Here is a 13,320-nt window from a genome sequence, read left to right as displayed (position 1 = left end):
TAATTGCTCTGTTGATTAAAAATAAAACTGTGTTTTTCAGGGTAAAATGCAGATATGCTTCTAAAGTCTTGTCCATTAAATTATATAATTTTAAATGTTCTCCATGAAGATGCAGAGTTGAAAATTTCTGTGAAGGGAGATTATTTGTAAAAATTGTTTAAAACGAGTGATTTTATTTGAGAAATTCTTAATTTTTTAAAGCTTTTTTTATTTTATTATTTTATCGTTAAAAAAATTGTGCACAAAAAGTGACTAATATGGTGGATTCTTCAAAACCAAAAGTTAAACCACATTACGCTGGTACGCACCGTAAAAAGCCGGTGATTGAACATGAAGCTGTGAACCACGATTCAGAACAAATAATGCAAACTTCAGCAGAATTGAGTGCAATAGAAAAACAGAAGGGAAAAAGCACGAAGAAGCAGTGCATGTCTCATATGGCTTGGCTTTACTTGCTTATTTCAGGAATTTTGGGTGGTCTTATCGCTTTGGGGCTTTTGGTGGGGCTTCAATGGGCGAGTATTCTTCCTTCTTTTTTTGTGGAAAATCGTGTTGGAGGGGAAAAAGCTTTACAAATTGCTGAAATAGCCAAAAGTCAAAGTGAAGAAACAAGAGAGCAATTGGGGCGTGTGCTTCAAGAAATTGATTCTTTGAAAACAAAGTTTTCTTCTTTTTCATCACAACAGGTTGAAACAATTCAAAGTGATGAAACCTCGCAAGAGGAAAGCAGAAAAGCTTTTACTGTCTTAGAGGAAAAAATAAAAGATCTTGAAAAGACTGTGCAAACTTTCGTTGAAGTCTCAAAAGAGGCAGCAACGGCTTTGTCCATTGGACAAAGCAATGCAAATGCTCTTGCTGTATTAAAACAACGGTTAGAAACACTGCAGGAAAAAGTTGCTGTTAAAACACATTCAAAAAAAGAAATGAACACTGCCTTGTTTATTGCAATTAGTTCTCTAAAAAATGCCGTAGAGCGTGGTGGATCTTATAGCGATGAATTAAAACTATTACAGCAACTATCACCTTCGATTGATGGACTTGATTTGTTGCAAAAGACAGCGACTGTAGGTCTTCCAAGTTCAGCGCAACTTTCAAGTCATTTTGCTCGTGTTGCAGATGCAATCGTTGGTACGCAAAATAGCGTTGCTTCAGATGTTGGTTTTTTTGAACGGATTTTAGCATGGATAAAGGGTCTCATTGTTTCAAGGCCGATTGGAAATGTTGAAGGTATGACCCTAGGGGCAATTGCGGCGCGGATGGAAGTTGCTATCCAAGCAGGTGATTATGAAAAGGCTTTGAGCGAATGGCAAACATTGCCTCAAAATGCAAAAAATGTTTCGGTGGATTTTGTTCATCAGCTTGAAACACACATTGCTGTTCATCAGTTTCTTCAGAAGTTGTTGGTGTCTGCGCAACAAGGGTCTTTTTAAGGCAACAAAGATGTAAATAGGCTCCAGATAGATGATACGTGTTTTTATTTATAGTTTTGTTGTATGTGTGCTCGGTCTCGCATTCGGGTGGGTTGCTAATCACAATGGTATTTTTATCCTAACATTTTTGCATTTTCGTTTTTCTGCTTCGCTGCTCACAGTTTTAAGTGTTGTTATTTTATTTTTCGGAATTTTGGCGCTTTTAGGGTGGCTTTTATCTGTATTTTTTTCTATCCCGAGTGTCCTCTCCAATTATTTTTATAAACGCCATAAAAAACGCGGTTATGAAGCCCTTTCACAAGGGATTCTTGCAGCTTTTGCGGGCGATGGTGTTTTGGCGCAACAAATGAAAGTACGTGTTGACAAATATCTTGCAGGTAGAGATGAGTCGTTGGTAAAACTCTTACAAGCACAAACTTTGTCTTTGCAAAATAATTCTGCTTCTGCCATCCGTCTTTATGAAGAAATGAGAAAAGAAACATCGACAAAATTAGCTGGACTTTACGGTTTATTTCGCGAAGCTATAAAGAGCAAGGCTTATGAAGCAGCACAACAATATGCAGAAGAAGCACTGGCTTTATCACCAGCACTTTTGTGGGCGTATCAAGCTGTGCTTGATCAGCTGAGCTCGAGCGGGCGATGGGACAAAGCACTTGCTGTTTTTGAACGTGCGCAAAAAGCTTTACCGCGCTCAACCCGTTCAACTGTAGAGCGTCAACATACTCAGGCTTTGCTGTTAAGTGGGCAGGCTCTTCATCTGTTTGAGACACATCCAGCACAAGCGCGTGCAGCCATTTTGAAAGCACATAAATTGGTGCCTGATTTTATGCCGATAACGGTTATTGCTGCCGATATTCTTTATAAACTCAATGAATCACGTAAAGCTGATAAAATGATTATTACGGCTTGGCAGAAAGAACCTCATCCTGATTTGAGTGCGCTCTATCTTGGAAGAGAAGAAGGAGCCGTTGGGCGATTAAAAAAAGCTAAAACACTTTCTTCTTATAATAAAGACACATTTGAATCGGTTTTCCTTATTGCCAAAGCTGCTTTGGATGCTGGTGAGATAGGGCTTGCAAGGGAACAGGCACGAAAAGCACTTCAGTATCATCAACGGGAAAGTGTTTATTTATTGTTAGCAGATATTGAAGAAGTACAAGGGAATAATCAGGCAGCTGTGCGACAATGGCTTTCCTTGGCACTTCGTGCCGAACGTGATCCGGTATGGATGTGTGATGGTGTTATTTTTCCTTGTTGGTCAGCAGTTTCTCCAATAAGTGGACGTTTGGGCTGCTTTGAATGGAAAGCACCTCCCCGCATGCCTCCCTTGACATTAGAAGCTGCTAATATTGTGCCGAAAAAACAAGATAAAGACAATATTGCGGGAAAATCTACTGGCGCTGAAGGTAAGATGCTTAAAGAATTACCTCCTATAGAGGATGCTCTTTTGCAGAATGCGCATACAAAGAAACAAGATACAAAAAAACAAGATGTCAATACATTCAGCCAAACACGCTTAAATGTTGATGATCCAGGGATTAAAACAGAAGAACTGAGAGAATCTTTGTCAAGAAAGAGATTTCGTTTATTTTAAAAAAGAAGGTTATAGTTGGAATATTATTCGCTAGAATTATTATTTTGTGTTTAAAAAATAAAACTCTACTTGGTTGCAAAAGTGATTGGTTAAAAGATGTTTTTAAATCAAAGGTGTCTTGGTAAAAAGCAAAGAAATAGCAAACCAAGAATTGCGGTGGTTATTCATCGTCGATCTACATATACTGGCCGTTTGGAAAAATTTTTGCAAAAAAGTGGTTTTGTTCTTGATATTTATCGCCCTATTTTGGGACAAAAGCTCCCCGATACATTGGAGCATTATGCCGGTGTCGTTATTTTAGGGGGACCGATGAGTGTGAATGACAAAGAAGCTTATATTGCTGAGGAAATTGATTGGATTTCTTTGTCACTGAAAGAGGATAAGCCTTTTTTGGGTATTTGTCTTGGAGCACAAATGTTAGCGCGAAATCTGGGGGGGCGTGTTAATACAAGAAGTGATGGAATTGTTGAAGTTGGCTGGTATCCACTGGAAGCAACCTCACAAGGAAAGGCATTGATGAATTGGCCAGAAATGGTTTATCATTTTCATGATGAAGGCATTTATGATTTACCTAAAGAAGCAGTGCTTTTGGCAACAGGACACACATATCCTACACAAGCTTTCCGTTATGGAAAAAATGCATGGGGATGGCAATTTCATGCTGAGTTTACGCGTGCTATGATGCGGCGTTTAGTGGTTCGTTCGGCACATAAATTGACTGAAAAAGGTGCACAACCTGCTTCGGCACATTTGAAAGGTCGTTTAATCTATGATCAGGCTTTGAGCCAATGGTTTGAAAATGCATTGCAACAGATCTTTTGTGTTTCTGTCATACAGACGTGAGAGTTGAGAGTTTTAATCATATCATGAGATAAGGAAAGTTTTAATTTTGTTTATCTTCTCTCAATTAACATTAATACGGAAAAACTTTTCTTTGCGTTATTTGTTTTGTGGGCTATTGTGTTTTATTCTGATACTCATTTATAGTTCGCTCTGGTTTTTTTTCACGTAAAATAGAAGACCATATTTCTGATTTATTCGCAAGGACATCTGTCCATGAATATGGTCGTTGGTTGCGAGCATCTACGTAAGAATAGTTATCCGTTACGTATCGGTATTGCTTGTGATCAATTTCAGTTTGCTTGGCCTTTGCATGTGCTTTCCTTATCAACTGGGGGGGTTGACGGTTGGTGCACCAATTTATGCATCTCATTGGGTAGAATTTAATGTTCATTCTCCTGCATCAATTGTTTTTGCTGGAAAAACTTCTATTGTGTAGCACTGGCGCAATCTGGTGATTGAAACAGAACCTTATTGGAGAACGGGTAAAACATTTAAATTGATGGCTGAAGGGCTTGAAATTTCCACTATTTTCTCATCTCTTGAAGATTAGAAACTTCAAGAAAAATTTGGATCACAGACGAAAAACAAGAAGGCGACACAAGAAAATGTTGGAAATCAAGCACCTTTAAAAGATGCTTCGAATGTGGTTATGCCTCCGTTAGACTATGCGCCCAAAAAAATAACGGCAGAATTTTTGCGACTTTGATCTTAAACAGAAGAAGAATAGTTTATTGGGATATATAACTTTCTATGATTTTGACTATTCGATGTTTTTTACACCTTATTTTGTTGATGTTCCAAAAATTGATGGCAACTTAAAATGGATTTTCAATGATTTACCTCATCTGTTTGAAAATAGAGAAGGCAATTGGAAACAGCATTTATATGGGAAAAGTAGACTTTTAAAGCGCGGTGAATTAATTTTTCATACAGGTGGTATTTGCGTGTCAATGGGCCTTTTTCTTTTGATGATGAGGGATATTTGACAGCAAAATTTGAACTTGTCTTTGTTCAACATATGGAGCTTCTTAAGACTCTACAGCGCTTGTTTCCTGAGCAAGCTAACAATCTGCAAGCTTTATTTTTTGTTTTGAGCGCTATGCCTAAAAATGCAGATGGCTTTCCCGTTCTTTCCTTGCTGATTACCCATGGGCGGGCAAAACAAAATTCTTTAAACTTGGTCGTTTTGCACCGCTTTGAGTTGGAAAGGTGTGTTTTAAAGTTGCGCAATCATGCTTGCTGCAAAAGTAAAGCGAGAAATATTGAGATCGCTTTCAATGAGGGCACCAATGCGGTTTGTTACATTATGAATTTGATCTTCTTTTGTTTTACTCCAGATTGCGAATGAATCCTCTTTTGCTCCATAATTTTTCAGGATTTTCATAACAATTTTCCGTAAACTTTCTGCAATATTTTCTTTAGCTTGGCTTAAAGCCATACTATCATAATAATCAAGTACAGGAATTGTCCGACTTGCTTCATTAATGCGGTTTATACGCATGGTTTGAGCAAGTGAAAAATAGATTTCTGCGGTTTTAACAAGGTCACTATTGCTTTGTTTAGCAATTAAAGAAATATCACAAATTATTAGAGCAGCTTCCAAAAGAGCCAATTGTTTTGCTAAAGCTTTTGGCGCGCCTTCTTCGCTATAATGCATCGCTTTTTCTTTAATTTTTTTATTGATATCTTTATCATTGGAATGTGTAAGCAATTTTTCAATAACAGTACGAGATTGCTTTATTGTTTTCACAAGTTCTTCTAATGGAACAGAAGGATCCATATTACGCAACCCCCAATTTGTTGTTTCAAAGAGCATCGACGTAATGGCTGCGTAGAATTTGTTTTGGACAAGACCGGGTATTTTATTATCAAGCTTATCAATCTGATCAGACAATTGGAATATTTCAAAGCCATCGCGAAGTGCGATGAAAACGCGAATAACATTTTCAATCTTTTGTTCTGTTGCATCTTGTAACCGACTAACAAAAGTAGGCCCTCCACGGTTTACAATATCGTTGGCAATAATGGTTGCAATAATATTGCGACGCAACTGATGATGAATGATTTCTTTCGTAAAGTTTGTCTGAATTTGAGTTGGAAAATAATTCAACAAAATTGTGTCAAAATAATCATCATCAACAATGGGACTGTGGGCAATTTCTTCTTTTAGAGTTAATTTAGCATATGCCAAAATGACGGCAAGCTCTGGACGTATAAGCCCTTGACCTTGTGCTATTCTTTGCCGCAAAATTTGTTCATCAGGGAGAATTTCAATTCTACGATCTAGAAGATTTTTCTGTTCTAAATCATGTATAAAGCGTATTTGATACGGTAAATCAACAACGCTTTGGCTTTCAGCTAAAGAAAGAGCAAGAGGTTGCAGATAATTGTTGCGCAAGACCAATTGCTCAACTTGTGGAGTCATTTTTTTCAAGAGTTCATTGCGTGCTTCGTGGGTAAGCTTTTTTGCACGAAGTGCTGATGCCAGAACAATTTTGATATTAACTTCAATATCTGAACAATTAACACCTGCGGAATTGTCAATGGCGTCCGTATTGCATCGCCCACCATTTAAGACATATTCAATTCGACCACGTTGTGTAACGCCAAGATTAGCCCCTTCACCGATGACTTTTGCACGAACTTGTTCACCCGTAATGCGTATTGTATCATTTGCACGATCCCCTACTTGTGCATCAGTTTCTGTTGTTGCACGGATATATGTACCAATGCCACCAAACCATAAAAGATCAACAGGTGCTTTGAGAAGTGCAGAGATAATTTCAAGGGGTGTTCCTATTTGTTTCTCAAAACCAATAGCTTGTGCTGCCTCGGGTGAAAGCTTAATTGTTTTCATTGTGCGTGAGAAAATGCCACCGCCCTTTGATAATTTTTTTTGATCGTAATCTTGCCAACTTGAACGAGGAAGTTTAAAGAGGCGCATACGTTCTGTATAGCTTTCGGCTATGTCTGGATCTGGATCAATAAAAATATCGCGGTGATCAAAGGCGGCGATGAGCTTTGTTTGTTTGGAAAGAAGCATTCCATTACCAAAAACGTCACCGGACATATCACCAACGCCGACACAGGTGAAGGGGGTTGTTTGAATATCGTGATTAAAAGATTCTCGAAAATGTCTTTTAACTGCTTCCCATGCACCTTTCGCGGTAATCCCAATGGCTTTGTGGTCATAGCCTGCTGATCCTCCAGAGGCAAAAGCATCATCGAGCCAAAAGTGGTTCGCTTGGCTGAGTGCATTGGCTGTATCAGAGAAGGTTGCTGTACCTTTGTCTGCAGCGACAACGAAATAAGGATCATGCTCATCATGGCAGATGATGTCGTGAGGAGCGTTTATTTTGCCGTTAACAAGATTGTCGGTGATGGAAAGTAGAGCTGTGATAAAGTCAATATAAGCTTGTCGTGCAGCTTCTATGATTACGGCACGATCACTGGTTTGGGGAAGGCGATGAGGATAAAATCCACCTTTTGCGCCAACAGGAACAATAACCGCATTTTTGACTTGTTGAGCTTTGACTAAGCTGAGCACTTCAGTGCGATAATCGAGTGCACGATCAGACCAACGGATTCCACCGCGAGCGATAGGACCAAAGCGTAAATGAACGCCTTCAACTTCTGGTCCATAAACAAAAATTTCTCGATAAGGGCGTGGTTCAGGTAAGCCTTCAATTTGGCGCGGATCCAATTTGGTTGCTAAAATACGCCGAGGATGACCATTTGCAAGAGGGGTAAAGGCATTAGTTCGTAAACTCGCATCGATAAGATTACGATAACGGCGTAAGATGAGATCATCATCTAAACCTGAGACTTTCTGTAATTTTTCTTCAATGCGTTGTTGAATAACCGGTTGGTTTTTTTTTCGCTCTTCTTCTGTATGGCTTTGATGAAACTTCAAATGAAACAAAGCATAAAGATCTTGAGTAATGTCAGGATAGGTGTTTAAAGTTTGAGCAACGCGGTCTTGTGAATAAGGAATTCCAGCTTGTTGAAGATAGCGTCCATAATGGCGCAAAATGACAATTTCGCGCCAATTAAGTCCGGCTGTTTGGGTTAAAGCATTAAAGGCATCATTATCAGCATCTTGGGCCCAAATGGCTTCGAATGTTTCGGCGAGCTTTTTACCGCTTTTGTTGAAATCAATATACAGTTGGAAAGCGCTTTCTAGTTGCGTATCATGAAGATACACAGAGTGTCCTTTGCCATCTGGTAATTCAAGGGTTTGTTCAGCAATAACCCGAAATCCCATATTTTCAAGGAGTGGGACACGTCTGGAAAGGGCGAGTGCTTCGTGGCGGTGAAAGAGCCTGAGAGAAATGCTTTGTTTGTCTTTGTTGTGTGTATGATAAAAAGTAACGAAAAGCGTTTTTTTATCATGAAGACTTAAAATATGGCCGGCATCTTCAATGGCGTCTTCTGCTGAAAATAAGTCACGATAGCTGTTGGGAAATTGGCTAGCCAAATGCGTTTGTTGCTCGGTTGTTTTACGACTAAGAGCTATAGTTTGAACACATTCTTCCCAACTTCGTGTGATAGAATGCACATGTTGTTCAAGTGTGGTACGCTCGATAAAAGGAGCACTTTCGCTCCCTTTGCGATGGATAATATAGTGGACACGGATGAGGCTGCTTTCCAAAAACAGCGGATAAGATTCAAAAAAATCACCTTTGTAAAGTTCAACAAAATATTCGCCAACTTTTTCGCGAATATTGCTGCTGTATTGGTCACGGGGTACGTAGAAAAGTATAGAAACAAAGCGCCCAAAAGAATCCGTATGGGCGAGCACCCGCAAACGTGGACGTTCATCTAATTGCAGGATAAGTTTGGCATTTTCTGTCAATGTGTCAATGTTGGAGCGAAACATTTCATCTCTTGGATAGGTTTCTAAAACACTTATCAGTGCTTTTCCAGAATAGTCAGTCCGGTTGTATCCAAGGCGTTTAATGATGATTTGCGCTTTTTCTTTTAAGAAAGGAATTTGCAAAATAGAGCGGGTATAAGCTGAAGAGGTAAACAATCCTACAATGCGTAATTCTCCACACAGTTTGCCTTCTTTATCAAAGATTTTAAGACCAATATAATCCAGCCAAACAGAACGGTGAATTTTTGAGCGGCTATTGGCTTTCGTTACAATAAACAGGTCATCACTTTCCATAAAGGAGAGAATCTCTTGGGGAGGTTCTTCCACACGTGCATCGCCAATAATACGAATAGAAGCATCGGTGAGAATACCAAGTTCAATATTGCTAGCTTTAAAGGCTTTTGTAGGTTCCTGATCTTTGATAAAGTCATAAGTGCGCATGCCAAGAAAGATGAAATTATCATCCATCAACCAGTTGAGAAGTTCAACGGCTTTTTCACCTTCTTGTTTGTAGTGTGGTGGGAGGCTTGTTTGATAGGCATGGATATGCTTTCTAATTTCTTCCAGCATAGGTTGCCAGTCTTGCACAGCGGACTTAACTTGCTCAAGGACCAAGGTAAGTTCATCTTTGAGCTTTTTTATCTGTTGTTCGTTTAAGAAATCGATGTGGATTTGCATAAGGCTGATGCGTTGTCCGGAGGCACAATCAAGAACGGGGTGTGCAATCAAATAAATGTGGTTTTTGTGCTGATTAAAGATATTTAAAATAGAATCAAGGAGAAAGGGTTTGTTGTCGTTGACGAGTGTGATAACAGTTATAGGTTTGTTGTTGCGGGTCAAATTTTGTTCAAAACAGATAATACTTTTTCCTGCCTTATGGAGATTAAAAGCTTCAATGGCAATGGTTGTGGCTTTTTGGAGTTCTTTGTTTTTGTAACAGTTGATATCTTCTTTATCGGTATGAGCAAAGAGAATTTGTTCTATTTTATTTTGATTACTTTTTGTCTCTGATGTTTGTTGTTTTAACACAGTGATTTTCCCTTTTTTGTTCTTGGTGTTTTTTTCATCATCATAATAATTAGGCTTTATACTATGTCCTCCAGTTTAGCACCTTCTTCTTGCAGGGAATAGTTATTTATTTGCAAAGGATAAACTTGTTTCTTAATAGTTTTATAGTAATAATCTGTTACCTTGAGGAAAAAGTTCGCGTCGATAATAGGTAAAAAACATTTTTAATATTTTTTATGTTAATGGTTTATTCTTAGAAATATAAAAAATGAAAGTAAAGAGAGAATGACGCATTTGCCTGCAAGACTTTTAAATGGTTACCAATCCTTTGTAAAAAATCATTTTTTATATAAAACAGCTCGTTATCAGCAATTGGCAATTGAAGGGCAGAAACCTGAAGTTTTGGTCATTGCTTGTTGTGATTCTCGGGCAGTACCGGAAACGATTTTTGATGCTAAGCCAGGTGAAATTTTTACCCTGCGCAACGTGGCAAATTTGGTTCCCCCTTTTTCTCCTGATGACCAATATCATGCAACATCAGCAGCGATTGAATATGCTGTGGAATTGCTTGAGGTTAAGCATATTGTTGTTTTTGGCCATGCGCATTGTGGAGGGGTGAGCACTGCCCTTAAGGAGACATGCAAGTCTTTATCGTCAAATGATTTTGTTGGTCAATGGATAAGTCTTTTGGCACCAGCAGCGCAAACAGTTATTGGCAATAAATCGCTGACTGCCCAAGAACAGCAGATTGCATTAGAACAGCTTTCTATACATCGCTCGTTGAAGAATTTAGAGACATTTCCATGGATAAAAGTACGCAAAGATCAGGGTATTTTGACTTTGCACGGGGTCTGGTTTGATATCTCAAGTGGTGAATTATGGAGTATGAAACAGGAAACAGATTGTTTTGTGCGTGTTGAGGTTAGAGGGAGATGAATGTCATGTTTGCTGTCTTTTGGGCTATTGTTATGATAAATCTTGACAAAGGTGGGGTTTTATTGTTTGAAAGAGCGAGCTTTCAGTGACCAAATTAACTTGGAGCCACCGACTGAGACCCCGGTTAAGGGTATAAAGAGATCTCAGAGGTCAACATCCGACGGCGCGATGCGTTCTCGGATGCCATTTTGGTTTGTTTGTTATGCAGCAATGAGGTAGAGAATGTTTGAATCCTTACAAGAGCGGATTGGCTCCATACTGTCTCATTTGACAGGGCGTGGAGCTTTGTCAGATCAGGATGTCGCAGCGGCATTGCGCGAAATTCGTCGCGCCTTATTGGAAGCCGATGTTGCACTTGATGTCGCCCGTTCTTTTACTGATAGGGTTCGTGAAAAAGCCGTTGGTGCTGAAATTGTTAAATCAATTAAACCTGGCCAGATGGTTGTTAAAATTGTTCATGATGAATTGGTTCGTGTTCTTGGAAATGAAAGCGTTCTGAGTGACTTAAATGCACCGGCACCTGTTGTTATTATGATGGTCGGGTTGCAAGGATCCGGAAAAACAACGACAACTGCAAAACTTGCAAAACGTTTAACTGATAAAAATAATAAAAAAGTTCTCATGGCGTCATTAGATACGCGCCGTCCTGCTGCACAGGAACAATTGCGTCAATTAGGAGAACAGGCAAAACTTGCAAGTTTGCCCATTATTGCTGGGCAGTTCCCTGTTGATATTGCAAAACGGGCGGTGCAAGCAGCTAAAATAGGTGGTTATGATGTGCTGCTTCTTGATACGGCAGGGCGTAACCATATTGATGAAGCTTTGATGTGTGAGTTGGCTGAAATTAAAGCCTGTTCCCTTCCTCATGAAATTATGCTGGTTGCCGATAGTCTTACTGGTCAAGATGCTGTTCATCTTGCCCGTTCTTTTGATGAACGTGTGGGAATTACAGGGATTATCTTAACACGTATGGATAGTGATGGCCGTGGTGGTGCCGCTCTTTCAATGCGTGCTGTTACGGGAAAACCAATTAAAGCAATTGGAACCGGTGAAAAAATAGATGCTCTGGAAGAGTTTCATCCCAGTCGCATTGCCGATCGTATTCTCGGAATGGGCGATATTGTTTCTTTGGTTGAAAAAGCTGCTGAAACAATGGATCATGAAAAAGCAGCGGCTTTTGCAAAAAAGATGCAGGCTGGAAAATTCGATCTCAATGATCTTGCAGACCAATTACAAAAAATGAAAAAACTTGGAGGAATGGGTGGCATTATGGGAATGTTGCCCGGTTTGGGTAAGGTAAAAGATCAGATTGCCGCTGCGGGACTTGATGATCGTTTGTTTAATCGTCAGTTGGCTATTATTTCTTCAATGACACCCTTAGAGCGCGCTAATCCTGAAGTTTTGAAACATAGTCGTAAACAACGAATTGCTAAAGGTTCTGGTACAAGTGCTGCTGATATTAATAAGCTTTTGAAAATGCATCGCCAAATGGCTGAGATGATAAAAGCTATGGGAGGTAAAGGCAAAGGTGGTTTGATGGGAAAAATGTTGGGAGGACTTGGCTCTAAAATGGGGCTTGGTGGTGTGGGATCTGTTGGTGGAGATTCTGGAACATTGCCTGATTTATCGGGGTTTGATTCAAAGCAACTCTCAACATTTCAAAAGCAGATTGAAAGTGACCATGGAGGGAAAGTTTTGCCTGGCCTTCCAGGGCGTGGGCTTACATTTCCTGGTCTTTCTAAAAGCATTGCCGATAGGGGAAAATTTCCTCAGCATTCCAAGAAAAAATAAGATGCAAAGAGGGAAAGAAATGTGATGCGAGAAAAAATATTGGATGAATTGGAGCATTTACGAGCGTCCATTGATAATTTTGATGCAACGTTGATTCATATTTTGGCAGAGCGTTTTCGTTGTACAAAGGCTGTTGGGCATTTAAAAGCCCGTTATGATTTGCCTATAGTCGATCCTTTGCGTGAGCAGCGTCAAGTTGCGCGGTTGCGGCAATTGGCTATAGATAGTCATCTCGATCCCGATTTTGCTGAAAGATTTTTAAGGTTTGTCATTAAAGAAGTTGTGCATCACCATGAGGTGATTGTTCAAGAGCAAAAACAAAGTAAATCAATTTAAACGAAAGCCAGGACTAATAATAGGAGATAAAATATGGCATTGAAAATTCGTTTGTCCCGTGGAGGGTCAAAAAAGCGTCCTTACTATCATATTGTTGTTGCGGATGCTCGTAGCCCCCGTGATGGACGGTTTCTTGAACGTGTTGGTGCATGGGACCCAATGTTGCCTAAAGATGCACCACGTGTAAAACTTGATGAAGAACGTATCCAATATTGGCTTGGTCAAGGGGCTCAGCCAACAGATCGCGTTTTACGGTTTTTGGATGCAGCTGGCTTAAAAAAACGTCCAGCTCGCAATAATCCACATAAAGGTGAACCTGGCAAAAAGGCACAAGAACGCATAGCTGCTGCAAAGCAAGCTGCTGAGGAAGCATGATTATTTTAAAACTTAGTCACCTATGCTTTTAAAAACTTTTAGAGAGAAGAGTGATTATTCTCCGTTTTTTGTTAAAAACGGATCTTCTTTAAAAGGTGTTTGATTTTTTAAGTCAGTATAAATCTTTTAAA

At 39.5% G+C, this 13,320-nt stretch carries 7 protein-coding genes and 2 pseudogenes; 8 read left to right on the top strand and 1 reads right to left on the bottom strand.

The window, feature by feature from the left end; genetic code table 11:
• Positions 1–257: 257 nt before the first annotated feature.
• The 4 genes and pseudogenes from HNQ69_RS03650 (at position 258) to HNQ69_RS03635 (ending at position 5,067) form a co-directional block, all read left to right on the top strand.
• Positions 258–1,446, top strand: a pseudogene (locus HNQ69_RS03650) (COG4223 family protein).
• A gap of 15 nt (positions 1,447–1,461) precedes the next feature.
• The gene (locus HNQ69_RS03645; RefSeq protein ID WP_183228733.1) at positions 1,462–3,024 is read left to right on the top strand and encodes a heme biosynthesis protein HemY; all 1,563 of its coding nucleotides are present in this window, start codon (positions 1,462–1,464) and stop codon (positions 3,022–3,024) included.
• A 96-nt stretch (positions 3,025–3,120) separates the two neighbouring features.
• A complete protein-coding gene (locus HNQ69_RS03640) occupies positions 3,121–3,867 on the top strand; it encodes a glutamine amidotransferase (protein ID WP_183228732.1) in 747 nt (248 codons plus the stop codon).
• A gap of 213 nt (positions 3,868–4,080) precedes the next feature.
• A pseudogene (locus tag HNQ69_RS03635) lies at positions 4,081–5,067 on the top strand (DUF2125 domain-containing protein).
• A 16-nt stretch (positions 5,068–5,083) separates the two neighbouring features.
• Here the strand turns inward: HNQ69_RS03635 and HNQ69_RS03630 are convergent.
• Positions 5,084–9,772 carry an NAD-glutamate dehydrogenase domain-containing protein gene (locus HNQ69_RS03630; RefSeq protein WP_183228731.1) on the bottom strand — a complete coding sequence of 1,563 codons (4,689 nt, stop codon included), beginning with the start codon at positions 9,770–9,772 and terminating at the stop codon, positions 5,084–5,086.
• 264 nt (positions 9,773–10,036) lie between these two features.
• Here HNQ69_RS03630 and HNQ69_RS03625 point away from each other — a divergent pair, with 264 nt between their 5' ends.
• From HNQ69_RS03625 to rpsP, 4 genes are all read left to right on the top strand, one after another.
• A complete protein-coding gene (locus HNQ69_RS03625) occupies positions 10,037–10,687 on the top strand; it encodes a carbonic anhydrase (RefSeq protein ID WP_183228730.1) in 651 nt (216 codons plus the stop codon).
• A gap of 222 nt (positions 10,688–10,909) precedes the next feature.
• Positions 10,910–12,478 (top strand): signal recognition particle protein, encoded by a 1,569-nt coding sequence (gene ffh, locus HNQ69_RS03620; protein WP_183228729.1) that lies wholly within the window; start codon positions 10,910–10,912, stop codon positions 12,476–12,478.
• Between the two features lie 24 nt (positions 12,479–12,502).
• Complete coding sequence (locus HNQ69_RS03615; RefSeq protein WP_183228728.1) at positions 12,503–12,814, top strand: chorismate mutase; 312 nt, start codon at positions 12,503–12,505, stop codon at positions 12,812–12,814.
• A gap of 33 nt (positions 12,815–12,847) precedes the next feature.
• Complete coding sequence (gene rpsP / locus HNQ69_RS03610; protein ID WP_183228727.1) at positions 12,848–13,189, top strand: 30S ribosomal protein S16; 342 nt, start codon at positions 12,848–12,850, stop codon at positions 13,187–13,189.
• Positions 13,190–13,320 lie beyond the last annotated feature (131 nt).

The organism is Bartonella callosciuri (assembly GCF_014203215.1).
In the GTDB taxonomy this organism is placed as follows: Bacteria; Pseudomonadota; Alphaproteobacteria; order Rhizobiales; family Rhizobiaceae; genus Bartonella; species Bartonella callosciuri.
The sequence above is the reverse complement of the archived record's forward strand: the minus strand, read 5'-3'. Positions and strand labels throughout refer to the sequence as shown.